General features: G+C 66.7%; 20 protein-coding genes and 1 pseudogene. 12 read left to right on the top strand and 9 right to left on the bottom strand.

Going from position 1 to position 23949, the window contains the following annotated elements; genetic code table 11:
- The first annotated feature begins 37 nt into the window (after nucleotides 1-37).
- From ABZ406_RS13460 to ABZ406_RS13440, 5 genes are all read left to right on the top strand, one after another.
- The gene (locus tag ABZ406_RS13460; protein ID WP_357760085.1) at nucleotides 38-781 is read left to right on the top strand and encodes a TetR/AcrR family transcriptional regulator C-terminal domain-containing protein; all 744 of its coding nucleotides are present in this window, start codon (nucleotides 38-40) and stop codon (nucleotides 779-781) included.
- 91 nt (nucleotides 782-872) lie between these two features.
- Nucleotides 873-1250 (top strand): DUF2089 domain-containing protein, encoded by a 378-nt coding sequence (locus ABZ406_RS13455; protein WP_357760082.1) that lies wholly within the window; start codon nucleotides 873-875, stop codon nucleotides 1248-1250.
- Nucleotides 1251-1324: 74 nt separating this feature from the next.
- Complete coding sequence (locus ABZ406_RS13450) at nucleotides 1325-1507, top strand: hypothetical protein (RefSeq protein ID WP_357760080.1); 183 nt, start codon at nucleotides 1325-1327, stop codon at nucleotides 1505-1507.
- Nucleotides 1508-1518: 11 nt separating this feature from the next.
- Nucleotides 1519-1941 carry a hypothetical protein gene (locus tag ABZ406_RS13445; RefSeq protein ID WP_357760077.1) on the top strand — a complete coding sequence of 141 codons (423 nt, stop codon included), beginning with the start codon at nucleotides 1519-1521 and terminating at the stop codon, nucleotides 1939-1941.
- 270 nt (nucleotides 1942-2211) lie between these two features.
- The gene (locus ABZ406_RS13440; protein WP_357760074.1) at nucleotides 2212-2349 is read left to right on the top strand and encodes a hypothetical protein; all 138 of its coding nucleotides are present in this window, start codon (nucleotides 2212-2214) and stop codon (nucleotides 2347-2349) included.
- A gap of 10 nt (nucleotides 2350-2359) precedes the next feature.
- Here ABZ406_RS13440 and ABZ406_RS13435 read toward each other — a convergent pair whose 3' ends face one another.
- Nucleotides 2360-3130: a hypothetical protein gene (locus tag ABZ406_RS13435; protein WP_357760071.1), complete on the bottom strand. Its 771-nt coding sequence runs from the start codon at nucleotides 3128-3130 to the stop codon at nucleotides 2360-2362.
- A gap of 120 nt (nucleotides 3131-3250) precedes the next feature.
- Nucleotides 3251-3598 (bottom strand): GlsB/YeaQ/YmgE family stress response membrane protein, encoded by a 348-nt coding sequence (locus tag ABZ406_RS13430; RefSeq protein WP_357760069.1) that lies wholly within the window; start codon nucleotides 3596-3598, stop codon nucleotides 3251-3253.
- A gap of 140 nt (nucleotides 3599-3738) precedes the next feature.
- On the opposite strand from ABZ406_RS13430, the gene ABZ406_RS13425 reads away from it, so the two are divergent.
- The 3 genes from ABZ406_RS13425 (at nucleotide 3739) to ABZ406_RS13415 (ending at nucleotide 6921) form a co-directional block, all read left to right on the top strand.
- Nucleotides 3739-4392 carry a hypothetical protein gene (locus tag ABZ406_RS13425; protein WP_357760066.1) on the top strand — a complete coding sequence of 218 codons (654 nt, stop codon included), beginning with the start codon at nucleotides 3739-3741 and terminating at the stop codon, nucleotides 4390-4392.
- A 4-nt stretch (nucleotides 4393-4396) separates the two neighbouring features.
- Entirely contained in the window at nucleotides 4397-5692 is a 1296-nt protein-coding gene (locus tag ABZ406_RS13420; protein ID WP_357760063.1) for a DUF6357 family protein, read from the top strand.
- A gap of 164 nt (nucleotides 5693-5856) precedes the next feature.
- Nucleotides 5857-6921, top strand: coding sequence for a cobalamin-independent methionine synthase II family protein (locus tag ABZ406_RS13415; protein ID WP_357760060.1), 1065 nt, complete (start codon nucleotides 5857-5859; stop codon nucleotides 6919-6921).
- Nucleotides 6922-7057: 136 nt separating this feature from the next.
- On the opposite strand, the gene ABZ406_RS13410 is transcribed toward ABZ406_RS13415, so the two are convergent.
- The 3 genes from ABZ406_RS13410 to ABZ406_RS13400 all read right to left on the bottom strand — a co-directional run bounded on the left by ABZ406_RS13410 (nucleotide 7058) and on the right by ABZ406_RS13400 (nucleotide 9753).
- Entirely contained in the window at nucleotides 7058-8290 is a 1233-nt protein-coding gene (locus tag ABZ406_RS13410; protein WP_357760057.1) for a helix-turn-helix transcriptional regulator, read from the bottom strand.
- Nucleotides 8277-8438 (bottom strand): hypothetical protein, encoded by a 162-nt coding sequence (locus tag ABZ406_RS13405; protein WP_357713632.1) that lies wholly within the window; start codon nucleotides 8436-8438, stop codon nucleotides 8277-8279. The genes ABZ406_RS13410 and ABZ406_RS13405 overlap by 14 nt, the downstream gene beginning before the upstream one ends.
- A gap of 124 nt (nucleotides 8439-8562) precedes the next feature.
- On the bottom strand, nucleotides 8563-9753 hold the full coding sequence (locus tag ABZ406_RS13400) for a helix-turn-helix domain-containing protein (protein WP_357760054.1): 1191 nt from the start codon (nucleotides 9751-9753) through the stop codon (nucleotides 8563-8565).
- Between the two features lie 476 nt (nucleotides 9754-10229).
- Between ABZ406_RS13400 and ABZ406_RS13395 the strand changes: the two genes are divergently transcribed.
- A complete protein-coding gene (locus ABZ406_RS13395) occupies nucleotides 10230-12488 on the top strand; it encodes an RNA-binding domain-containing protein (protein WP_357760052.1) in 2259 nt (752 codons plus the stop codon).
- 179 nt (nucleotides 12489-12667) lie between these two features.
- Here ABZ406_RS13395 and ABZ406_RS13390 read toward each other — a convergent pair.
- Nucleotides 12668-13266 (bottom strand): annotated as a pseudogene (locus tag ABZ406_RS13390) (IS701 family transposase); the annotation flags it as partial.
- 976 nt (nucleotides 13267-14242) lie between these two features.
- Here ABZ406_RS13390 and ABZ406_RS13385 point away from each other — a divergent pair.
- A complete protein-coding gene (locus ABZ406_RS13385) occupies nucleotides 14243-14770 on the top strand; it encodes a hypothetical protein (RefSeq protein ID WP_357760049.1) in 528 nt (175 codons plus the stop codon).
- Nucleotides 14771-14867: 97 nt separating this feature from the next.
- Complete coding sequence (locus ABZ406_RS13380; protein WP_357760046.1) at nucleotides 14868-15308, top strand: hypothetical protein; 441 nt, start codon at nucleotides 14868-14870, stop codon at nucleotides 15306-15308.
- Between the two features lie 578 nt (nucleotides 15309-15886).
- Here the strand turns inward: ABZ406_RS13380 and treZ are convergent.
- From treZ to glgX, 3 genes are read right to left on the bottom strand one after another with little or no spacing between them, the layout of a single operon-like run.
- Complete coding sequence (gene treZ / locus ABZ406_RS13375; RefSeq protein WP_357760043.1) at nucleotides 15887-17611, bottom strand: malto-oligosyltrehalose trehalohydrolase; 1725 nt, start codon at nucleotides 17609-17611, stop codon at nucleotides 15887-15889.
- On the bottom strand, nucleotides 17608-19914 hold the full coding sequence (gene treY / locus ABZ406_RS13370; protein ID WP_357760040.1) for a malto-oligosyltrehalose synthase: 2307 nt from the start codon (nucleotides 19912-19914) through the stop codon (nucleotides 17608-17610). The genes treZ and treY overlap by 4 nt, the downstream gene beginning before the upstream one ends.
- 1 nt (nucleotide 19915) lies before the next feature.
- Nucleotides 19916-22033 (bottom strand): glycogen debranching protein GlgX, encoded by a 2118-nt coding sequence (gene glgX, locus ABZ406_RS13365; protein WP_357760037.1) that lies wholly within the window; start codon nucleotides 22031-22033, stop codon nucleotides 19916-19918.
- A 315-nt stretch (nucleotides 22034-22348) separates the two neighbouring features.
- Between glgX and ABZ406_RS13360 the strand changes: the two genes are divergently transcribed.
- The gene (locus ABZ406_RS13360; protein ID WP_357760035.1) at nucleotides 22349-23800 is read left to right on the top strand and encodes a glycosyltransferase family 4 protein; all 1452 of its coding nucleotides are present in this window, start codon (nucleotides 22349-22351) and stop codon (nucleotides 23798-23800) included.
- The last annotated feature ends 149 nt before the right edge of the window (nucleotides 23801-23949 follow it).

Here is a 23949-nt window from a genome sequence, read left to right as displayed (position 1 = left end):
ACAGGAGATACCATCTGTGGGACACAATGAGTCGTCAATGGCTGAGGACGTGCCGGCAGACCTGGCGCGGCTCTGGCGACTGTCCACGTCCGCACGCCGCGGCCGGCCCGCCGAGCTCGACGTCGACCGGGTCGTCGGCGCCGCGGTGGACCTGGCGGACCACGAGGGCCTGGACGGGGTGACCCTGCAGAAGGTCGCGCAGAGGCTCGGCTTCACCAAGATGTCGCTGTACCGGCACGTCGGTTCGAAGGAGGAACTTCTCGAACTGATGGCCGACCACGCCACCGGGTCCGCTCCCCGGTTGGAGGCGGACGTCTGGCGCGATGGCGTGCACCGCTGGGCGGCAGCGATCCGCGCCCGGTACGCCGAGCACCCGTGGCTCGTGGAGGTGCCGATCGCGGGCCCACCCCGAGGGCCGAACGCCATCGGCTGGATGGATGCGTTCCTGCGGGTCCTGCGCGACACCGGCCTTGATCCGAGGACGAAGGCGGGCATCCTCGTCGTCGTCAGCGGTTACGCGCGCAACGCGATCCTGCAGGGCCGGCAGATGGCGGAGGGCCGCAGCGGCACCGGGCTCAGCCAGGCGGATGTCGAGCAGAACTACGGCCGCGCCCTCGCCTCACTCGTCCACCCGGAGCGCTTCCCCGAGGCCGCGCCGCTGTTCGTGGCGGGCGCGTTCGAGAGCGAACCGGGCGAGGACCCCGAGGACCAGGACTTCGCCTCCGGCCTCGACCTGATCCTCGACGGCGTCGAGGCCGCCATCGCGCGCCGCACCCGCTGAGCGTCAACTGCTCGTCGCCGCACTCCTCAGAATTAAGAAAATTAAGCTGTACGTCTTTAAAGTTGAGACTTTCTGAGCTACAAATTCATATATGACAGAGCAGGCGATGGACTGGCAGGAACTCACCAGCCTGACGCGAGGGCAGCCGTTCGTCGTCGAGCGGGTGCGCCTGGCGAGCAACGGCGTCGCGATCGAGGGCGAGTTCGAGCCACCGCAACTGGCTCAGCTCGACGTCGATGATCAGGTCTTCGTCACGGCGTTCGTGCGCTGCCACGGCTCGATCAAGGAGATGGAGCGCATCTTCGGGGTGAGCTACCCGACGATCAAGTCGCGACTGAACCGGATCACCCAGATGCTCGACTTCGTCGAGACCGACCCAGCACCGTCACGGGCCGACGTCATCGACCGGTTGCGTCGCGGTGAGATCACCGCGCAGGAGGCGCTGGCCGAGCTGGACGGCCGGTCGTGATGCCCCAGTTGGTGACCGTCAGGGTCGCCCGCCCGGACCGTCGGCCCGTCCGTGTCTGGGTTCCGGTGCTCCCCGTGGCGCTCGTGCTCTTCCCGATCCTGGTCCTGGTCGTGCTGGCGGCGATCGTGGCCTGCCTCGTGTTCCGCATCCGTGTGGTGCGGGCTCTCGGCACCTGTTGGCGTGTCATCTCCGCACTGCCCGGTGCCCGCTTCGACATCGAGCACTGCCGCTCGGCCGTGCTCGTGGCAATCAGATAGGAGAGGTTCGAATGACCGAACAACGCAAGGACATCCTCGACATGCTGGCCGCCGGCAAGATCACCGCTGAGGAGGCGGAGCAGCTCATCGCCGCCCTCGAACGGGACCACACCTCTGCGGTGGCGGGTCCCGACGGCCGACCGAAGGGCAAGGTGAAGTACCTGCGGGTGGTGGTGGACGCCACCGACAACGGCGAGCCGTCACGGGTCAACGTGCGGGTGCCACTGCAACTGCTACGGGCCGGCGTACGGCTGGCGGCGCTGATCCCGCCGCAGGCCCTGGTCAAGGCCAACGCCTCACTCAGCGACTCGGGCGTGCCCATCGACCTGACGCAGCTCAAACCCGAGCAGTTGGAGGCGCTCGTGGAGCACCTCGACGAGATGACAGTGGAGGTGGATTCACCCGATGCCACAGTGCGGGTCTTCTGCGAGTAGGCGCCGTCTGACGAGACGGCCCCTCGAGAGGGTGCTGGAACACCCTCCCGAGGCTGCGCCCGCCGCAGCAGAGCACAGGTGAACTGCCAACCTGAAGTCTAGCCACTCACCAGCAGACCAGCGGTGGGACCACTCGGACGGGTGGTCCCACCGCTGCGTCCCGCGGTCAGTCGCACATCGGTAAACCGTCGCTGTCCGGGCGTCGGGCCACCTCGTAGCGTCGCGGCTAAGGAGGGATGCCCAGCGCGGAAGGACTCCCACCAGGTCTTCATGAACTGGTACGTCCTCGACGGCGCCGGGCAGACTTCCGGCTTTGGGCAGAACTCCCTGACCTACATCGGACTGGACCAATCCGGGGTCGACGTCCCCGACGGCGTCGAAGCCGCCATCGCGCGCCTCACCCGCTGACGAGGAGTTGTCATCCAGGCCAGCACTGGCTGAGGCGATAGCCGATCCCATGGCTGGTCAGCGCCCCGCCCATGTAACCGGCGAACAGTGGCTGAACCTGGGCCGGGACGATCGCATGGGTGGTCAACAGCGCCTTGATCCGCTCGGCCGCCCCCTGCGCCGCCACCCCGGAGTCGATCTGCGCCTCCCGCCAGGTCACCGGCGTGCCGTCGCGAAGACGCAGGGGCACCCCGATGGTCACGCCGACGACGATCTCGACCGGTGGCTCGAAGGCCGAGCCACCGTGGCGGAAGACCACCGCCCGGACGCAGCCGGTCTCCTGCCAGTTCTCCCCGGTGGGCCGGAAGATGAAGACGCTGGGATCGACCACGTCGGTGGTGGGCGTCTCGGCTACCGATTCCTGAGGTTGCGGGTGGCTTACCGGCTCGGGATATTTCTTCGGGACGACCTGCTGCGGAATAGCCACGTTCAGGGGAACTGTGGCCGGCACGAACGGAACGATCTCCGGATGAGAGGTGCGATGAATCGTCATCGTTTCCTGATAGTCCGTCTCCAGGACGCCGGTCTCGGGGTTGTGGTGTGCGGTCCCGACGACCTCGCCGGCAGAGTTGACCAGCCACACCGTGTCGTGGGCGGGTAGCCCACCACCACTTTCCGCGCCCGCGCCTCCGCCGTCGTCGAGATGTCTGAGCCAGCGCAGGTCGTCGAAGATGGACCCACCGGATCGCTCGGGATTGGCCCGAGCCGTGACGGGATCGTTTCCGTACTCACCATCGGCCATGTTTCACATTAGAAGTGGCGCGACGCGCGATTCCCTCGATCGGACACCAAGGTGACACCGATACGCGTGTCAACGATGGTGTGTGGCGACCGCCGGACCGCCCGGCTGACGCCGCCGCGATCAGGATTCCCGCTTGGCCCTGCTGCGACGGGTCCGCCGCCGGGGGGTGTCGTCACCGCCGGCGAGCCGGGTGAAGGTGAGCATGTTCGCCAGCGCCACGGCGACGATCGCCAAGCCGACCTGGATCGCGAGCACCACCCAGTCCCAGCGCAGCACCCACACCTTCACGCCGGCGTCGTCGTCGATGTGGAGCGCCCTGGCGACGACTGTGCCCAGCACCGCCGAGCCGACGCCGAGGACGAAGGTGGCGAAGAAACCGATCCGCTGCCTCCCCGGCAGGATGAGTCGGCCGAGCAGGCCGACGAGGGCACCGATGAGCACCGCGCCGAGATAACCAGTTACCAGCATTGCCGTTTCTCCCCTCCAGCAGTGCCGAGGTACATGCCCGAGTTACAGGGCCGTGGAAACCAAGCGCAGATCAGGGCCGCGGGCATGTCACCCCGACCCACTACGCTGGCGGGGCTTTCACCCCGGAACGAAGGACACCCATGGCCCGCCCGTACAAACCCGGCCCGAAGCAGTTCGTCTTCGCTGTCGGTGACGGCGACGATCAACACGTCTCGGTGGGCGACCCGCAGGAGGCGTACGAGGCGTTCTCCGCGTTCTTCCGGGGGCGAGAGTCGGAGACGTACACCATCACTGACGAGCCGGCGAGACAACGTCTGGTGCTCGGGCCCCGCCTGGGGGTGATCTCCCGGGTCACGGAGGCGGACCACCCTCGGTCGGAACACCTCCGGGTCGACCGGCCCAACCGCTACCTGCCGAGCGCGATGCTGTTCTTCGAGAACGGGTATGCCGGCCTCGACCACTTCGGCCAGTGGTTCGCCGACCTCGCCGACCTCGACGCGACACCGGAGATCCGGGGTGCCGCCCGCGCCGCCACGTTCACGACGGAGGCAGCGGCGATCGACGAGGTGGGCCGAATCTGGGCTGATTCCGGCTACGTCGACCCGACCGACAGGTACTACATCTTCTTTGATTCGAAGGACATCGACGATGACCGGGCCGACCGAGCCGAGCTGCTCAAGCTGATCGAGTTCCTCGGTCTGGAGCGTGTCGACGCCCCGGCCGAGGCCGCCGGTGGCGAGGTCTGGGTGCGCGCCGACCCGCGCCTCGACGCCGAGTGCGAACGGTGGTCGTGACCGGATGAGGGACGTCGTCTTCTCGCGTCGCAGCGGCTGGATCCCGAGCGTGATCCGTGAGGACGGCGAGCTGAAGCTGATGCTCGCCGCCGGGGCCGACGCCAACCATGAGCCTCGCACTTTCAGGGTCCCCATGTCCGAGGCTCACCTTGCGGTGATCCGGGACGACCTGGCCCGACACCTGCTGCTGTGGAGTGCGGTCCTCCCGCTGTGCGACGCCGCCGGCACGCGGGGCCAGCTCGACGAGGACGAGGCCGTCGCGCTCCTGGACCCGGTCCTGCTCTCCCCGCCCCCGGACGTCGACGCGCTCTTTCGGCGCATCCGGTGGGACCGGACCCGGCTCGTGGCCCATGGAGCCGACATCGCGCTACTCGAACGCGGCCAGGTCTGCGCGGCGATGCGCACGGCGACCGAGTTGCCGAACGAGAAGCGTGCACAGGAATATCACGCGACCCGCCGGCGCACCGAGCGCGGAATATCCCTCGGGCCACTCGACGCGGCGATTCTGCGCTACACGGGCCAGTTTCTGCACGGCGCGACGATTCCACGGCGGAAACCCGATGCCGTCGACCCGGCGCTGCTGCCCCAGATCATGCGGGTGATCGCCACCGCCGAGCAGGCGTGCGCCGGGATGCGGATCGGCCTCGACCCCCGGCGGGGACACCGGGCCACCGACAAGCGCGACTGGAAGCGCATGGAGGCGGCTGTCGACGCGGCAGTGCGCCGCGCGTACCCCGAACTCCTCGATGACGCGGTGCGGACGGTGAGCTTCCTGATGTGCTCGGAGGCCGCGGACCGCGCCAGGAGCACGCCGCCGGAGGACGACGACTCTGGTGTGGGTGCGACGAAGACGGCCCTGTCGTTCAGCGACGACAGGGGCGGCGAGAAGACGTGGGTACGGGGCGGCCCTCGCGGTGCGTCCGCCGAGTTCTGGGAGTTCGTCGCCGATCGCTCGGGCGGGGACAACGACGTGTTCACCATCGAGGACGAGGAGATGGGCGAGGGGATCCAGCTGCACTTCTACGCGGACTCCATCGCCCGGATCACGACGGTCGGTCCGAAGCTGGTGCGGTGCGTGTCGTCGTACCCCCGAAAGTGTGCGGCGACTCCGCGGCCCGGTCGGTCAGCTCGGCGGCGCGGCGGTACTCGCCGCAGCCGACGGCGGCCAGGGCGGCCTGCACCAGCAACGTCCCACCCACCGCGAACCCCAGGCGATCCCCGCCCCGCCCCCGGTGAACCCCGCCCCGGCCTCGGTGATCATGAGGTCGGCGGGCGGTTTGATCTCCAGAAGTCCCGCTAACCTCATGATCACCGGGGGTGGGATGAGGGGTGGAAGAACGCGGTCGGCGGCGGGAAGCAGACCCGGCACCACCCGCACCAACTGTTCGTGGTGCGCGTGCTGGTAGCTCCAAGTGCGCACGTTGGGAGATGCGCCGCCCGTCCCCCGTCAATATCTTGACAGCCATGATTATCCCGACCGAGCCGATCGGAAGCTTTCCGCGCCCGCCGGCGCTGCTGGCCGCCATCGCCGATCACGCCGCCGGGCGGATCGGGCAGGTTGCTCTCGACGCGCGGTACGACGACGCCGTGCGGGACACGATCGCCACCCTTGAGCGGCTCGGCTCACCTGTGGTCACCGACGGCGAACAGCGCAAGCCGAGCTTCGCGACGTACCCGCTGTCGGGTCTGGACACCCTGGCGCCGGACGGCGCCGTCATCCCGTTCGCCGACGGCCATACGCGGCAGCTTCCCCGCCTCACCGCGGGACCGTTTCGCTACGCGACGCGATCGCAGACGTACCTGACCGCCGCGCGACAGCACGCGACCGTGCCGGTCAAGCAGGCGGTCATCGCGCCGTCCGCGCTCAGCCTGCTGTATCCGGAGCAGGGAATCGAGGGGTACCCCCGAGAGGCGTTCCTCGACGACCTGGTGGACGAGGCGGAGGCCGACATTCGCGGCGCGCTGGACGCCGGCGCACAGACCGTGCAGCTGGACTTCACCGAGGGTCGGCTTTCGATCAAGCTCGACCCCTCCAAGGCCCTGCTACAGGCGTTCGTGGCCCTGAACAACCGTGTGCTCGAACGGTTCGCTCCGCACGAGCGGGCGCGCATCGGTGTGCACACGTGCCCCGGCGGCGACCAGGACTCCACCCACAGCCTTGATGTGGACTACGTCGAGCTGCTGCCGAGCCTCTTCGCGATCGACGCCGGCGTCTTCTACGTGCAGCTCGCTGGCGAGCGCGATCCGGGACGGGTGCTCGCCTCGATCGCTGAGCATGCCCGCCCGCACCAGCGGATCTTCGTCGGCGTGATCGACCCGGTCGACCCGGTGGTGGAGACCGCCGACCAGGTGCGCGACCGCGTGCTACGGGCCGCTGAACACATTCCGCCCGACCGGCTCGGCACCTGCGACGACTGCGGGTTCGCGCCGTTCGCCGACGACGAGTCCACGTCGCGGGACACGGCCTGGGCCAAGGTACGCGCCCGGGTCGAAGGAACCGCCCTGGCCGCCGAGCAGCTGGCCGGGTGAGGGCAGGGCGGGCGCCCGGTCCGCGCTGGTCGTGGACTTCGCCAGGGAACGACGGCTACCTTCTGGGAGGCTGACATCGAGCGAGGCGCACACGTCGGTGCTCGGCCAGCCCGACCCACGCGGTCAGGCGGTCCGGTCAGCGGGTGAGGCCGACGAGCGTCGCCAGTCGCGCCACCCCGGCTGGCGCTGGCTGCGCGCGGGCGACATCGGCGATCACGGTACGCGCCAACGGCCGGCACCGAACCTCAGCCGGCGCGACACTGTCCGCGTCGACCAGAGCCCGTGCGGCACCGCGCAGGTCACCCATCTGGAGGTACGCCTGCGCGACGTCGATCAGGTACGCGCCCCGATATTCGGCTGGCAACCGCCGCCACGCCTCCCGCCGAACACTGGTCACGTGCCGGCGTACCGCCTCGGCGGTGTCGCCCCGCACTGCCGCCACCACCACCCGCGCCAACTCCACCACGATCGGCCCGAAGCTGGTGCGATGCGTGTCGTCGTACCCTCGCAGGTTGGTGGCGACGCCTGCGGCCCGGTCGGTCAGCTCCTCGGCGCTGCGGCCCTCGCCGCATCCTGCGGCAGCCAGGGCGGCCTGCACCAGCAACGTCCCGCCCACCGCCCACCCCCGGCGATCCTCGCCCCAACCTCGATGATCATGAGGTTGGCGGGCGATTTGATCTCCAGCAGTCTCGCTAACCTCATGATCAACGGCGTGGGATGGGGGTGGGAGGATGCGGTTGGCGGCGGGGAGCAGCGCGGCCAGGGCCAGGTGGTCGCGGTTTTGCGCGCGGAGGGCTTGGCCTATTGAGACGGTTGCCGTTGCCCCCAGGATCGGGTCGTCGCCGGCGGCGGCCATTGCGCGGTCGGCGGCCAGCCAGCCGAGGTCGGCCTCGCCGAGCTTGACCAGCAGGGACGAGGTGATCCGGTACGCCGGCACCAGCACCTCCGCCGACCGCGCGCCCTGAACGGCGTCGAGCAGACCCGGCAGGACCCGAACCAACTGCCCGTAGTGCGCGTGCTGGTAGCTCAACCAGGCGTACCCGACCTGCCTCCTCAGCTCGTCCGTCGCCTGCGGTGGAGCCTGCGGCACGTCGTAGCGGGCGAGCGCGGCCCGGATGTCGTCCACCCCATCGGGTGTGCCCGCTGAGGTGCTCGGCTGCTGGCCGAGCAGCACCTCCGGATCGACCCGCAGGACGTGGGCCAACTCCTGGATCATTGAGTACCGGTCCAGGGAGCGCACACCGCGCTCCACCTTGTCCACCCAACTCTTCGACCTGCGCAACCGGTCCGCGAGCATCTGCTGCGTCATCGACCGCCGCACCCGCCAGCGGGCCACCCGCCGGCCGATCGGGAGGTCATCGCTGGTCACGCCGCCACCGCCGGTCCGGGACCGCACGGGTCGTGTCGTCTACGGGTACGCGGTCCGCCTCGGCTTGGGCGAGGAGGCGCTGTTTGGCAGCTTCCCGCTCGGCGGCCTCACCCTTGTTTTCCGGAGCGTTGTCGTCCTGACCGCTCATCCCCGCCTCCTCCGGTAGAGGCCCAGCAGCTCAGGATCGACCGTTGCCGCACTGGACCATCAGGACGTGCTCACGTCCCAATCCGGACGATAGGGTGAATTGGTGATGTCGTGATTACTGGCAGTTATGCGGCCAGGTTGATGCCGATACGGCCGGCGAGCAGGCGTAGCTCGTCGGGGATGGCTCGACGCTGGGCGCGGTGGGCCAGCGTCACTACGGCGTCGCGGGCGAGGGGGTTGATGGCGAACGGGATCGGCGCGGCCTGCTCGGCCTGCACGAATGCGGCGAGGGCTTCGGGGTCCCGGCGACCGCCGTCCGCCAAGGCGCGACCGAGGTCGAGCCAGTAGGACTGCTGGCGGATCGACGCTGCAAGCACCTGTGGTCGCACCGTCCTGGACAGCTCAATGACCCGGCCGGACTCGCCCTGCTCGGCGGCGATAGACATCGCCCAGAGCCCGACGTTGGTTGGCCCAAATCCGCAGCCGTTGAAGCCGGCCCCGTCGACCGGATCCCCGAGCGTTGCCGCCTCGCGCGCTGCCTCGGCAAGGTGATCGCTAGCTACGTCCAAGCGACCGCCGACTGTCGACGTCAACGCGGCCGAGAGATGCAGCTGTCCGAGCATCTGTCGCACCCGCTCGTCAGCGGCGTCGGCTTGCAGCTCGGTCAGTGACCGACCGGCGGCACGGGCTGCGACCGATGCTGATTCGATCGGCAGGCTCTGCGCATAAGCGAAGCGAGAGGCTGCGATCCATGCCGGGTCCTCGGTCCCTTCGGCGACCGTCCCAGCGAGTCGGGCGGCGTTGAGGGCCAGGTGGCGGTAGCCGAGGTTCCGCAGGCAGGTGGCGGCTTGGTAAGCGACCTGGACGAGCACGGTGCCGCCCACTGCTGCGGCTTCTAGCAGGAGGTTGGGCAGCACGCGGGCCATCGGCGGGTAGTTGCACGAAGTACGCAGCTGCTCGGAGCGGGCAATCTCGGTCGTCAGTCGTTCCGTTGTGTAGGTCGACGGGCGGCGCTCACCGTCCTCGATCTCGATCAGAGCCGACCAGATTGCGGGCACGCACTCGGCGGCGCCCTCACGCGCCGGATCGCCCGACTCGGTGCCCTGGCCGAGCAGGTCGGCCACCGTGACTTGGAGTGCAGCGGCGAGAGCAACCATAGTGGAGCGTCGGTCGATGTTCTTCCGACCCGACTCGACCTGCGAGACGTAGGACTGGGTGACACCAGCAAGCCCCGCGAGGACGGCCTGAGTCATGCCGCCGCGACGCATCCGCCAGTACCTGATCCTGGCACCAGTGGTGTCCGGCTTCGTCACCATGCCCTACACCTACCCCCAGTTAGAGGACCGAATTGGATTTGCACCTGCTACCCCGCCTGGTCGGACGCTACACCCGCAAAGCACCGCATCGGTGAGCCAGAGTGCCGGGAGTGCCTCTGCCTTCGGCACGTCCAGCCGCCCACAGGAGTCCTCGAACAGCCGGGAAGTTGAGGCGGCGGGGTCTGGCAAGTTTGATGGGAATGGTCCGGAAAACCGGCGACAACTCCAGCCGTGCTGGCCTCAGTCAAGCTGATCTCGATGCTCGAACGCGAGAAGGTCACGCTTTCGTGACTTCGAGTTCCCGTGCGGTACTGCGGCGCCAGCCGAATCCGAAGCCGCTCCCGAACAAGTCAGATCAGGGCAATACTCGTTATTTTCGCAGACCGCGACGCGACAGCAAGAACGCTCGTTACGCATACATGGACCCCGCAGCTTCCAAACGGTACAGTGCTCGCCAGATCGGAGGGCGGGCGGACATGCGCGAAGAAATCGCTCAGGCGATTCGACAGAAAAATATCGCAGTCGCAGTACGCTTCATTTTTGACAAATCCACCATTCGCCCTCGCTTGGGCTACAATCACGAGACTGAGTTGTGGGATTACAAGAAGGACTGCCCACCCAAAGGCGGCCCTAACGCTGATGCGGCTTGGGCAAATATCGCCTCAGATGTCCTTGCATTTCACAACCAGCAGGGTGGACTCATCTTCTTCGGTGTTGATGATGCGTCCTTCCAATTCGTCGGTGCAACGCGCATGCTAGATAGCAAAATGTTCAACGATCAGCTTCGCCGCTACCTTCCCGACAACATCTTCGTCGAATACAGCCGCGAGTTTATTCAGGACGATCAGCGATACCTCGGCGTAGCGCTTATACCTCCACGAGGGCCCATGCCTGCCAAATTCCGCGCAGGCTCACCTCTCGCGAACGGGAAGCGGAAATTCGAAAAAGAAGGTTCTGCTCGGAGAGAGGGAGACAGCACAAAAATCCTCAGCCCGGCGAAGACGGAAGCGTGGATCCAATCTTTACACATTCCCACGGTCGGCAATTCCTTTGCCGTCGATGTTCCATATTTTCGCATCCTCAAGCCTGAGTACGAAGAGTTTGTGCAGCGGTCAGAGTTGGGCAGGCGGATCGAACGCTCACTACGGGACGGCCGCATCGCCGTGACATCACTCGTTGGCATCGGCGGAATGGGCAAAACGGCCCTCGCTACATGGGCTGCTCTGCGAGCGTACGAAGCGGAAGAATTTAGGTATATAGTCAGCGTGACAGCCAAAGATCGAGAATTGACTACAACCGGCATCGTCGGCCTAGAGAACAAGCTCACGAGCTTCGAGCGACTTCTAGACGAGATCGCTGAGGTCTTACAGTTTCCGGATCTGCGTGAATTACCAATTGAAGAAAAAGAAGCTGAGATCCGTACGCTCCTGGGCAGCGACAAAGGTCTCATCTATGTCGACAATCTTGAGACTGTCGATGATGCACGAATCATCGACTTCCTCGACGAGCTTCCAGCTGGCGTGCGCGCAATAGTTACATCGCGTAGGTCTCGAGTCCGTGTAGCCGTCCGCCCCGTAGACATCGGTACGATGAATGACAAGGAAGTCGTAGCCTTTGTTCTTATGTTAACCAAGCAGTCGGCGTTCAAGCATCTCGGCCGGATCACATCATCGGAGGCACTGCGGGTCGGATCTGCATGGAATGGCATACCACTAGCTATACGGTGGGCCTTTGCGCGCAGCAAGTCTGTAGAGGAAGCAATAGCATCCGCTGAGAAGGCCGTCGCCATAGGCCGGCAAAGCGAAGAACTGCTTGAGTTCTCATTCAGGCGAGTATTTGATAATTTGAGCCCGCTTGAGCGGAGCGTTTTGCAGGTTCTATCCGTGCTGCAACGAGCCATTCCGATCGAGGCAATAGTGGCTTCGACGGCATCCGGCAACGTTGACGTTATTGACTCGTTGGACGACCTAGTCAACGACTCGTTGGCTGTTCGTGAGTTCGACACCAATCGCAACGACTATTGCTATACTTTGCTGCCGATTACCCGAGCCTTCGTCCAACATGACATGAGGTCGGATACGGCTCAAGCGCGAGAGCTTCACAAAAAGCTTCGCAATTGGTTTGAAGGCTACGACGTCAAGAACTCTGATGAGAGGCTCATAGTAAGGCAGTTGCGTCAAGGCGGCGCCGCCGACGATACTGCCCTCGTAGACCTTGCGGTCGCAGCCGAGCGTGACAATAAACTCGATGCAGCAGAACGGCTATTTCAGCAAGCACTTGGCCGTGCGCCTAGGTCGTGGCGCGCCGCACGCCTGTATGGCGAGTTCCTCAGGCACAAGCGCCAAGACCTCGCTGGTGCACTCCGGCACTACGGGCAGGCGATGGCAAACGCGCCTGCTCGCGGCCCCGAGCGCTCGCTAATTTACCGAGAATACGGCATTCTCATGAAGGATTCTGGTGAGCCAGACGCAGCTGACAAGGCTTCGATGGCACTCAAGGAAGCAGTCGCCGAGGCTCCGAGTGACCTAATTGCGGCGGGCGCTCTTGCGGGCGTACTCGACCGGAAAGGCGCTTCCCGCGCAGTCATTGAAGTATTAGAGAGCCGCTTCGACCGGGGTGATTCCAAGTTCCGGTCCATCGCCTACCCGGTGCTTCTCCGAGCATATGAACGGACTAACGAGATTCTTAAGGCGGCTGAACTCAAACGACGCTATGTCGAGAGCCTAAATGAATAGCCATCGACCCGCCGCGGCGCGGTGAGGTTCGGGATCACGTTCGACCGTAGCCACAAGCTACTGGAGGTTGCCGCCATGCTGTCGGACCGGAGTTGCCGAAATCTCGTTTCGGAGCGCCACGTTCGCCGCAGTCTCCCGCGGGCAGTTGGATCCGATCCCGCATCTCGGTGTTCCAATCAGATCCGCAGGGCTTTCGACTGACCGTAGACCTCGTCCATCGTCACCCACCCCACCGGCACCCCAGCGTTCATCGCTCGGGCCAGCATCTCCCGGGCCATCTGCACCTTCGTGGCGAACTGCACCTCGTCCGGGATCCTCGCGGCCCGGCACCGGTCTCGGTCATCGGTCTACGACGCCGGGAGGTAGAGCTGCCGGTCGATCAACGCGTGACCGTTCACGGACCGGTAGGCCAGGAACGTCCCGATCCGGCAGCTCTCCGTCCGACCAGCGGTGCCCCGAATGCTGGCGCTGCACCCCGGCCGACCAGGGCGCCCTTCTTCAGGAACCCAATGTCATCGACGATCAACACACCAGCCGGATCGCCGAGGTGCTCAACCACGTAATCCCGCACGTCGTCACGAACCGCGTCGACGTCCCAGTCCGCACACCGCAACAACCGGTGCATCCCGTTCGGCGACACATCCCCGGCCTGCTCAGCCAAGGTCCAGCCGTTCTTCCGCCCCAGACCCGACACCAGGCCGCACAGGTACTGACGCACACGCCACCGCGGCTCCGACCGCCGAAACCGCGGCCCTATCCGGGCATGCAACCGGTCCAACTCCCCATACCAACCATCGACACTAACGTCCGTCACAGACAGATCAACGGACGCGAATCGAACCCGATTCGCCTACTGCCGTTGCAATGCTAGGCCGGCAGCTGGATTCAGTCCCGCATCACCGTGACCCCCTCCTCAGCAGCCAGCAACACCAGCCGCGCCACTCCTGGAGCGAAAACCCTGCGCCGCCCAGGCAGGTCCTCACAACCAGCGCATCCCCTGCAGCGTGAGCAAACTGATACCCCATCCTGCAGGGGGATCGTTGATCGTTGCCGCCCGCGCCGTTCTGCCTAGTCCCAGCACACACTCCACCACTTCTAGCGCAGAGCTTGCGCCACATGTCCGGCAGGCATCCTGATTTGCTTGATCATCAGCCGCTCAAGCTCGGCAGTACTAGCAGCCTCTCGCATCCGCGAGCGGATGTATCCTCTCAAAAGGAATGCCGATCGAGGTTCCGGAACAAGATGGAGGCGCTGACCCGGCAGCGTGTAAAGCACCGCTGCCGACGTCGTAGCGTCATGCAACCAGTGGTTCAGATTTTGATCACCACGTGTCGGCAGGCTGTCGCATCGCCGCCACAAGACAGGCCGCATCGGGCAAACCACGCCAGCCGTCTGTGTCGTACCACGGACAGGCCACGGTGCCAGTCGGGGCATCGATCGTCGCCGCCGCTGGCCAGACGTAGTACAGTATCGAAGTGCTTACGTGGTCCGAGGTTCTAAAGCGAACGGACGCCGGCGCGGGCGCGGGTGCCGACCTACGACGAATACGCTTTAGGCTGCGTAGAGTACCACTTATTGTCACAGGGAATGCGGGTGCAGGTAAGACGAGAATTTGGTCAATCCTGACGCGGCAGCCGTATCGAGAAGTATCGAGTCTAACAAAGGACGATGGCTACCTGCTTCGCCCGAACCGAAACGGCGCGATAACGCTGACGACCATTCCGGGCCAGATATGCAATGGGCGCTATGCCGCCATGGAATACTATTTCAGAGAATCTCGCGCCTTGCACGGCGTAGTCTTCGTCGCAGCCAATGGCTTCGATCACGTTTGGCCTGACAAGCGCAACGACGTATCTCGGCAGCTAACGCGGTATCAGCTCGACTACCTCCGGAAGCGGAACCGAAGGAAAGAGCTGGACCGATTCAAGGAAACATGCCAAGTCCTAGCCGAGCGACTACTCGCAACTGATGCCAACACGCCTCGATGGCTGCTGGTAGTCGCCAATAAGGCCGACCTTTACTGGAACGAGATAGCAGCGGCGGAAAAGTACTACCTTCCCGGGTCGGGCAGCGACTTCGACGATGTCGCGCAGGAATTGCTGTCCGAGGTCGGACGTGGCAATTTGCAGTATGACGTGCTGCCCCTCGCGACGGCGCCAGTCGACTATCGGTTTCAATCAACAAGAGGCTTGCTGGAGAGCAGAACCCAGCTGAACACGATCCAATGCTCCGCCTCGATTGCATGCCTCGCTGAAGCGTTGGAGGCCCGCTGTGACGCCTGATCCGCTGCCATCTGAGCGTCACAACGACGGAGCCCGAGCACGCCGGAGGCGAGGCGAATCTCAAGCACGTGGTAACGACAGAGCTAGAAAGTGGCATTTGAGCTCTGGCGATGACCTTGAGGGAGCCTTGCGTGCCGCCGAGCGCTTGCTAGTTCAGGCCGAGGAACGCCACCGGCACGGCCAGAACTTAACAACGGCGATTCTGTCAATCATGGTGGGCACGGCTTTATCGTTTATAGCCTCGCTTGCATTTTTTGGATTCGGTGCTGGCGGGGTAAGCACAATCGTCGGGTTTCTTACGGCAATAACGACTGTCGGGGTACTCATCATAACGCTCCGCGCTTTGATGAGGCAGCGGCAGCGCATGAACCTTGACTATACTCTGCGTATCGCCACCCAGCTATCTTCTATGGTCGATGAAGCACTTGTTGACGTAGCCGAGCGCGAAGAGTGGAGTTATTTGAGAATAGACGCCACAAAACTTCGCCTAGCAGTTTTTCCTGCACACAATCCACGCATTAGGAAGACTAATGACTGAGCCTGTGCGCCGGTCTGGCGAGTGGTTTTTAATCGTTGTCTCCATCGTAGCGGACGTTGCCGGAATTCTAACATTTGTCGGGTTCGAGTCTAATAAGAACTTGCGTTTAGCCGTAGCTGGAGGACTTTGCATCGTTGGTGCAATTGTCGCTGCTTACGGGCTGATCCAGACGGCGATCTTCTGGCTGTCACCTGCAGGCAGCTACCAGCCTACGAGGCACTACGCGTCCGCGTTGTCAAAAAACGGGGCGGCCTTGGTCATATCAATCGTGCTAGGAATTGCATTCTTAGTCGTAGCGAATCGCGCCGACGTACCGTCGCCACCGGAGAATCCGTCGACAGGTCAACCAACCACATCCAGCTCTCCTGCTAGATAGCGGCGTTGGCCGAGCACTAGAACCCAGCTCATATGACGGAATATGACTCGGGATCTTAGATCCCCACCGGCGGCATCCCGAGCCGCCGCTCACAGCTCGAAGGGCGAGGCGGTGTTCTTTTATCTTTTCCTGGGTGACACCGTGGTTACCGCCGGCGCATTTTAGGCAATAGGCCATTTCGTCAGTGGGAGTTCTTCAGGCTTCACAGCGCCACAATCGCCGCAGTCTCCGCAGGCAGCTGGATCCGGTCACGCATCACGGTGACCCCCTCCCCCGTCGCCAGCAGCACCCGCCGCGCCACCCCAGGCAGCGACACCCCCTGCCCCCGCCCAGCAAAGTTCGCCACCACAAGCGTGTCCCCCCGCCGCATCACCAGGAACTGGTCCCCATGCTGCACAGACACCTCGTGCATCCGAGGATCCGACAGGTCAGAGGTAGACCGTCGCAAAGCAATCAACCGCTGGTAGAACGACAACATCGAAGCATGCTCAGGCTTGTCCAGCTCAGCCCAGTCCAACCGCGACCGCACGAACGTCTCCGGATCCTGCGGGTCCGGCACGTCCCCCTCAGCCCATCCGTGCGACGCGAACTCCCGCCGCCGCCCCAGCGCCACCGCGGTAGCCAACTCCGGCTCCGGATGCGACGTGAAGAACTGCCACGGCGTAGAAGCAGCCCACTCCTCCCCCATGAACAACATGGGAGTAAACGGCGCGGTCAGCAGCAGCACAGCCCCGACCCGCACCAGCGCAGGCGACAACGACGCCGAGATCCGATCCCCGGTAGCCCGGTTCCCGATCTGGTCATGGTTCTGCAAGTAAGCAACGAGCCGATGCCCGGGCACCCGCGAATCCAGAGGCCGTCCATGGTGCCGATTCCGGAAGCTAGACCAGGTCCCCGCGTGGAAGAACCCACCAGTCAGCACGTCCGACAGCGTCTCCAAAGAGCCAAAATCGCCGTAGTACCCCTGCCGCTCCCCAGTGAGAAGAGTATGCAGCGCGTGGTGCGCGTCGTCGTTCCACTGCGCGTGCAGCCCGAACCCCCCAGCCTCCCGAGGCGTGATCAGCCGCGGATCGTTGAGGTCCGATTCAGCGATCAAAGACAACGGCCGCCCCAGGTGCGTCGACAGGGACTCGACGGCAACAGCCAGCTCTTCGAGCAGCGGCACAGCCCGCGTGTCCGGCAGCGCGTGCACGGCGTCCAACCGCAGCCCGTCCACGTGGTAGTCGCGCAGCCACATGAGCACGCTGTCGATGATGTAGCGGCGTACTTCGTCGGAGTGCGGGCCGTCCAGGTTGACCGAGCGCCCCCAGGAGTTGGACTGCTCGGCGAGGTAGGGCCCGAACTGCGGCGCGTAGGCCCCAGAGGGCCCGAAATGGTTGTAGACGACGTCGAGGATCACCCCCAACCCGCGAGCGTGGGCGGCGTCGACGAACCGTTTCAGGCCGTCGGGGCCGCCGTAGGGCTCGTGGGGGGCATACCAGCAGACGCCGTCGTACCCCCAGTTGTGTTCGCCGTTGAAGGCGTTGACCGGGAGCAGCTCGATCAGGTCGACGCCCAGCGAAACGAGGTGGTCGAGGCGGTCGATGGCCGCGTCGAAGGTGCCGTCGGGGGTGAAGGTGCCGATGTGCAGCTCGTAGAGGATGCTGCCGGGCAGCTGCCGGCCCGTCCACGAGGAATCACTCCACTGGAACGCGGAGTGGTCGTAGCGGCGGCTGGGCCCGTGCACTCCCGCAGGTTGCCACGGTGACCGGGGGTCGGGCAGTGGGGTTTCGTCGTCGTTCAGCAAAAAGGAGTAGTCGAGGCCGGCGTCGGGCGTCTCGACTCTCCACCAGCCGTCGGCGGCGGCGCGCATCTCGTGGTCGGTGTCGCCGGTCAGGCGCAGCCGCACCCGGGTGGCGTCCGGTGCCCAGACGGAGAATTCGGTCATGAAACGGCCTCCTCGGCGGCGGTGGGAGGAGCCAGCAATGCGACGGGGTAGTCGGCCAGGAGAGTGTCCAACGGCGTCTCCCCGCCACTGTAGACCCGCCCGGTGAACAGGTCCTTCATCTCGTGAACGGGAAGTGACAGGGCCGTGTCACACCATCCGCCGGCGCGGGCCAGGCCCAACGGCAGCCGGGTCGCCACGGCGATCACGCCGCCGCGGTCGAAGGCCACCACGTGCCGGCCCACCGGCCCGTGCGCCGGGACCGGCCGGTAGGTGGTGAACAGCTCCGGGTGCGCCCGCCGCAGACGCAGGGTCCGCGACACGACGAGCAGCTTCGCCGCTCCGTCGGTGTCGACCGAGGGCAGCCAGCCGCCGTCGATCCGCGCCAGCAACTCTCGGCGTACGTCGAAGTCGACCGGCCGGCGATTGTCCGGGTCGACGAGGGAGTTGTCCCACAGCTCGGTGCCCTGGTAGGTGTCCGGAACCCCGGGCATGGTGAGCTGGATCAGCTTCTGCCCGAGCGAGTTGCACCAGCCGGCCGGGGCTATCGCTGCGGCGAGTTCGGTCAGCTCGTCGTGCAGGCTCGGGTCGTCGTACATGCGGTCGACCACCTCGTGCACCGCCTGCTCGAAAGCCGGGTCGGGGTCCGCCCAACTGGTCGAGGCCCCGGCCTCCCGGGCAGCCTTCTCCACGTACGCGTGCAGCCGTTCCCGCTCGATCGGCCACGCGCCGACGGCGGTCTGCCAGAGCAGGTGGGCGAACGCCGGGTCGGGCAGCGGCGCGTACTCCATCCAGGTCTTGACCTGCTCGGCCCAGCGGCCCGGCAGTTCGCTGAGCACGGCGAGCCGGGCGCGGACATCCTCGCCGCGTTTGGTGTCGTGGGTGGACAGGGTGGTCATGCTGGCGGGCCAGCGGACCTGCTGGGCGCCGGCGAAGCGGTGGAACTCCGCCGGCGGCACCCCGAAGTGGGAGGGGTCGTCGCCGACCTCGTTGAGCGCCACGAACCGGGTCCAGCGGTAGAACGCCGTGTCCTCCACGCCCTTGGCCATCACCGCGCCGGTGAGCTGCGGGAACCGCTGGGCCAGCTCGTCGGCGGGGTTACGCAGTCGGCGGGTGACCGCGTCGAGGGCGCCGGCCAGGTCGGGGCGGCGGCGGCCGGCCTCGGAGCGGGCGGCGGCGAGGTGCCGGGCACCGTGCGGCGGGTACCCGCGGTAGACGGCGAACGCGGCGGCCAGCTCGGCGAGCGCCGTGCGGGCCTGCTCGGTGGGCACCTCGGGGGCGAGGGCCGCCAGCCGGGTCAGCTCGGCGGCGAGCAGTTGGGTGGCGGCGGCCAGTTTGGTGGCGTGGGTCAGGTCCTCCCACGAGGTGTGCCGCCCGGTCAGGCGGTTGTCCAGCGCGGTGAAGTCACCCTCGGCGTCGGTGTCGACGAAGAGCCCGCCGACCGCGGCGAGGGCGTCGTACCCGGTGGTGCCGTCCACCGGCCAGTCCGGCAGCTCCTCGCCGTACTCCAGGATCTTCTCCACCACGAGCCAGGCGTCCGGCGCGGCCTCCCGCAGCCGGGCCAGGTAGCCGGCCGGGTCGCGCAGGCCGTCCGGGTGGTCCACGCGGATGCCGTCGACCTCCCCGGCGGCGGCCCACCGCAGGATCAGCTCGTGGGTGGCGGCGAAGACCGCCGGGTCCTCCACGCGCAGACCCGCCAGGCCCGCGATGGCGAAGAACCGGCGGTACGTCAGCTCGGCGTCACCGCGCCGCCAGGAGACCAGCTCGTAGTGCTGCCGGTCGTGCACCTCGGCGGCGCTGCCGTCGCCGGTGCCGTCGGCGACCGGGAAGCGGTGCTCGTGGTAGCGCAGCTCCCCGTCGACGACCTTGAGGTCGTCCACTGCGGCCGGGTCGTCGGCGAGCACCGGCACCAGCAGCCGGCCCCGGTCCCAGTCGATGTCGAACCAGTCGGCGTACGACGAGTCGCGCCCCCGGCGCAGCACGTCCCACCAGGCTGGGTTGGCGGCCGGGACGGCAACCCCGGCGTGGTTGGGCACGATGTCGACGACCAGCCCGAGCTGCCTGTCGCGCAGGGCGTGCAGCAACCGCTGCCGGGCGGCCTCCCCGCCCAGCTCCGGGTTGACGGCCCGGTGGTCGACCACGTCGTAGCCGTGCTGGGAACCGGGCGTGGCGGTCAACAGCGGGGCGGTGTAGAGGTGGCTGACGCCCAGATCGTCCAGGTAGTCGACGATCGCGGCGGTGGCGTCCAGGTCGAAGCCGGGGCGGACCTGCACCCGGTAGGTGGCCTTCGGAGGGGTGGCCGGCATGTCAGATCATCCTCTCCAACACGACGAGGGACCGGTCCGGCACCCGGATGGTGCCGCCCGCGCTGATCACCGTGGCGTCGTCCGGCTCGGGTTCGGCGGTGCTGATCACCCGTTCCCACTTCTGGCCGTACTCGCTGCCCGGCATGGTGAAGTCCAACGGCGCGTCGTGGGCGTTGAAGCAGAGCAGGAACGACGCGTCGTGGTGCTTCTGGCCGTACTGGCCGCGCTCGCGAATGCCCTCGCCGTTGACGAACAGCGCCACCGAGCGGCCGAAGTCGTTGCCCCAGTCCTCAGCGGTCATCTCCCGCCCGTCCGGGGTGTGCCAGGCCAGGTCGGGCAGCGGCTCGTCGATGCCCCGCCCGTTCACCGGCAGACCCGTGAAGAAGCGGCGACGCCGGAACACCTGGTGGCGTTTGCGGAACGCGGTGAGCGTCTGCACGAACTCCAGCAACTGCTCGTCGACGTTGTCCCAGTCGACCCAGGCCAACTCGCTGTCCTGGCAGTACACGTTGTTGTTGCCGTGCTGGGTGCGGCCCAACTCGTCACCGTGGCCGATCATCGGCACACCCTGCGACAGCATCACGGTGGCCAGGAAGTTGCGCCGCTGCTTGGCCCGCAGGGCGAGGACCGCCTCGTCGCTGGTGTCGCCCTCGACGCCACAGTTCCAGGACCGGTTGTGGCTCTCGCCGTCCCGGTTCTCCTCACCGTTGGCCTCGTTGTGCTTGTCGTTGTACGAGACCAGGTCGTTGAGGGTGAACCCGTCGTGCACGGTGACGAAGTTGATGCTGTGGAACGGTCGGCGGCCGTCGTCCTGGTAGAGGTCGGCCGAACCGGAGATCCGGGACGCGAACTCGGCGAGGGTGGCCGGCTCACCGCGCCAGAAGTCCCGCACCGTGTCCCGGTATTTTCCGTTCCACTCCGTCCACAGGGGCGGGAAGTTGCCCACCTGGTAGCCGCCGGGGCCGACGTCCCACGGTTCGGCGATCAACTTGACCTGGCTGACCACCGGGTCCTGCTGCACCACCTCGAAGAAGGTGGAGAGCCTGTCCACCTCGTAGAACTCGCGGGCCAGCGTGGCGGCCAGGTCGAACCGGAAACCGTCGACGTGCATCTCGGTCACCCAGTACCGCAACGAATCCATGATCAGTTGCAGCGAGTGCGGGCTGCGCACGTTGAGGCTGTTGCCGGTGCCCGTGTAGTCGACGAAGTAGCGGCGGTCCTCCTCGCTGAGCCGGTAGTAGCTCGGCGCGTCCACACCCTTGAAGCTCAGCGTCGGCCCCAGGTGGTTGCCCTCGGCGGTGTGGTTGTAGACCACGTCGAGGATGACCTCGATGCCGGCCGCGTGCAACGCCTTCACCATGCCCCGGAACTCCTGCACCTGCTGGCCGAGCCGGCCCAACGCCGAGTAGCCGTGGTGCGGGGCGAAGAAACCGATGGTGTTGTAACCCCAGTAGTTCTTCAGCCCCAGGTCGTCGAGCCGGTTGTCGTGGATGAACTGGTGCACCGGCATCAGCTCGATCGCCGTCACCCCGAGCCGGGTCAGGTAGTCGATCATCGGCGGGGAGGCGATGCCCGCGTACGTGCCCCGCAGCTCCTCCGGGATGTCCGGGTGGCGCATGGTCAACCCGCGCACGTGCGCCTCGTAGATCACCGAGTGGTGGTAAGGGGTGCGCGGCGGCTTGTCGTTGCCCCAGTCGAAGTACGGGTTGACCACCACCGACTTCGGCATGAACGGCGCCGAGTCGGTCTCGTTCATCCGCTCCGGCTCGTCCATGTCGTAGTCGTAGACCGCCGGGTCCCACTGGACGTCACCGTCGACGGCCTTCGCGTACGGGTCGATCAACAGCTTGTGCGGGTTGCAGCGCAGCCCGTTCGCCGGGTCGTACGGCCCGTACACCCGGTAGCCGTAGCGCTGACCCGGCTCGATGCCCGGCAGGTACGCGTGCCACACGTACGCGTCCACCTCGCGCAGCTCGACGCGGCGCTCCGCGCCGGTGTCCCACTCGTCGAAGAGGCACAGCTCGATCCGCTCGGCCACCTCGGAGAAGATGGCGAAGTTGGTGCCCATCCCGTCGTAGGTGGCCCCCAGGGGGTACCGCTCGCCCGGCCAGACCTGCATGTCGCTCCTTAGACCATGGTTATGTGCGCACCGGCCGAGATCGCCCGCGCGCACGCAGGTAGTGCCCCCGGCTCGGGCGCGCCAATCCATCCTTCCAGCCCCTGACCGGAAACCACCTGTCTGATGCGTGCAACACCACTCAGGTGTCCTCCGTCACGATGGCCCCTTCAGAGATGCGTTCTTGGGCCAGATGGACTTTCCTTGATCGGGGACAAGCGTTCGCGTGTGCCCGCCAGGCCCTCGGCCACCCCTTACACCTCTCGCTCCGCCGCCACTGATGCCGGCGCGCACCACCATGCATGGACGGAGATTGATGTGACGACCCTGCGGGTCGACGAGCAGCTCGCTGCCACCAAGGACCGGGCCCACCGGCCCTCCGTGACCTCCCGGCCCCAGCCCGGCCTTCACTCGCAGTCCGGCCCGTCGGCGCAGCCCGGCGCGGTCGTGCCCGCGCAGTCCGGCCCCGGGGTGCCCCCGCAGACCCGTCGCATCCTCATGCTGTCCTGGGAGTACCCGCCGGTGCTCGTCGGTGGCCTCGGCCGACACGTGCACGCGCTGTCCGTGGCGTTGGCCGCCGCCGGCCACGAGGTCACCGTCGTCACCCGCCACACCGACGGCGCACCCCTCGAGGAGTACGCCGACGGCGTCCGGATCCTGCGCGCCCCCGAAGACCCGGTCACGTTCCCCCTCGCCACCGACTCGCTGCTCGCCTGGACGATGGCGTTCAACCACACCCTCACCCGCACCGCCCTGCGCGCCACCCAGGCCGGCTCCTACGACGTCATCCACGCCCACGACTGGCTCGTCGCGCACACCGCTATGACGTTGCGCGACCACCTGGACATCCCCCTCGTCAGCACCATCCACGCCACCGAGGCGGGTCGGCACCAGGGCTGGCTGCCCGAGGAGATGAACCGGACCATCCACGGCGTCGAGCAGTGGCTCAGCAGCGAGTCCAACCGGGTGATCGTCTGCTCCGGGTACATGCGCGACGAGGTGAACGCCCTGTTCGGCGTACCGGCCGCCCGGGTCGACGTGGTCGCCAACGGCGTCGAGCCGCACCGCTGGCGGGTCCCCGCCCGTGCCGTGGCCGCCGCCCGCGCCCGCTTCGCCGGAAACGGCCCCCTGGTCACCTTCGCCGGCCGCCTCGTCTACGAGAAGGGCGTCCAACACCTCATCGCCGCCCTCCCCCGGCTGCGCGAACGCCACCCCGGGCTGCGCGCCGTGATCGCCGGCGACGGCCCGTACCGCGCCGAACTCGAAGCCGACGTGCACCGCCGCGGCCTCGGCGGCATGGTCACCATGCCGGGCTTCCTCGGCGGCACCGACCTGCCGGCGCTGATGGCCGCATCCGACTGCTTCGCCGTGCCCAGCATCTACGAACCGTTCGGCATGGTCGCCCTGGAAGGCGCAGCGGCCGGCGCTCCCCTCGCCGTCGCCGCCACCGGCGGCCTCGCCGAAATCGTCGAACCCGGCGTCGCCGGAACGACCTTCCGCCCGAACGACCCGGACAGCCTGACCGACGCCGTCGACGCGCTGCTGTCCGACCCCGACCGCGCCCGCGTCATGGCCCGCCGCGCCCGCCGGATGGTCCACGACCAGTACGGCTGGGCCGCCATCGCCCAGCGCACCGCCGCCAGCTACGCCGCCGCCATCCACCACGACGCCGCGTTCACCGCCGAACGCGCCGAGCAGCGGATGTCGCAGGGACGCACCCTCCCGGCGCTCCCCGAAGGCAACCTCCTCGCCGCTGCCGGCCTCCGCTGACGTTCTCGGTCCGGCCCGGCGCCGCTTGATCAACTCGCGTTCCTTGAAGTCGGGGTGTCCTAGCGCCTAGGACACCCCGACTTCCTGCGAACCGAGTCGATCAAGCCGGCCAGGATCTGGCGGGGCGGAGAAAAGGCGACACGCGACAG

The sequence above is a fragment of the Micromonospora sp. NPDC005710 genome, from assembly GCF_040630995.1.
GTDB lineage: Bacteria > Actinomycetota > Actinomycetes > Mycobacteriales > Micromonosporaceae > Micromonospora.
Note: the sequence above shows the minus strand (reverse complement) of the source record. Positions and strands in the feature narration are given on the sequence as shown.

What these genes read in the sequence shown, in the direction of transcription:
- ABZ406_RS13460 (WP_357760085.1), top strand. Translation starts at nt 38, where the DNA reads ATGGCTGAGGACGTGCCGGCAGACCTGGCGCGGCTCTGGCGACTGTCC.
- ABZ406_RS13455 (WP_357760082.1), top strand. Translation starts at nt 873, where the DNA reads ATGACAGAGCAGGCGATGGACTGGCAGGAACTCACCAGCCTGACGCGA.
- ABZ406_RS13445 (WP_357760077.1), top strand. Translation starts at nt 1,519, where the DNA reads ATGACCGAACAACGCAAGGACATCCTCGACATGCTGGCCGCCGGCAAG.
- ABZ406_RS13440 (WP_357760074.1), top strand. Translation starts at nt 2,212, where the DNA reads ATGAACTGGTACGTCCTCGACGGCGCCGGGCAGACTTCCGGCTTTGGG.
- ABZ406_RS13435 (WP_357760071.1), bottom strand. Translation starts at nt 3,130, where the DNA reads ATGGCCGATGGTGAGTACGGAAACGATCCCGTCACGGCTCGGGCCAAT.
- ABZ406_RS13430 (WP_357760069.1), bottom strand. Translation starts at nt 3,598, where the DNA reads ATGCTGGTAACTGGTTATCTCGGCGCGGTGCTCATCGGTGCCCTCGTC.
- ABZ406_RS13425 (WP_357760066.1), top strand. Translation starts at nt 3,739, where the DNA reads ATGGCCCGCCCGTACAAACCCGGCCCGAAGCAGTTCGTCTTCGCTGTC.
- ABZ406_RS13420 (WP_357760063.1), top strand. Translation starts at nt 4,397, where the DNA reads ATGAGGGACGTCGTCTTCTCGCGTCGCAGCGGCTGGATCCCGAGCGTG.
- ABZ406_RS13415 (WP_357760060.1), top strand. Translation starts at nt 5,857, where the DNA reads ATGATTATCCCGACCGAGCCGATCGGAAGCTTTCCGCGCCCGCCGGCG.
- ABZ406_RS13405 (WP_357713632.1), bottom strand. Translation starts at nt 8,438, where the DNA reads ATGAGCGGTCAGGACGACAACGCTCCGGAAAACAAGGGTGAGGCCGCC.
- ABZ406_RS13400 (WP_357760054.1), bottom strand. Translation starts at nt 9,753, where the DNA reads ATGGTGACGAAGCCGGACACCACTGGTGCCAGGATCAGGTACTGGCGG.
- ABZ406_RS13395 (WP_357760052.1), top strand. Translation starts at nt 10,230, where the DNA reads ATGCGCGAAGAAATCGCTCAGGCGATTCGACAGAAAAATATCGCAGTC.
- ABZ406_RS13385 (WP_357760049.1), top strand. Translation starts at nt 14,243, where the DNA reads ATGGAATACTATTTCAGAGAATCTCGCGCCTTGCACGGCGTAGTCTTC.
- treZ (WP_357760043.1), bottom strand. Translation starts at nt 17,611, where the DNA reads ATGACCGAATTCTCCGTCTGGGCACCGGACGCCACCCGGGTGCGGCTG.
- treY (WP_357760040.1), bottom strand. Translation starts at nt 19,914, where the DNA reads ATGCCGGCCACCCCTCCGAAGGCCACCTACCGGGTGCAGGTCCGCCCC.
- glgX (WP_357760037.1), bottom strand. Translation starts at nt 22,033, where the DNA reads ATGCAGGTCTGGCCGGGCGAGCGGTACCCCCTGGGGGCCACCTACGAC.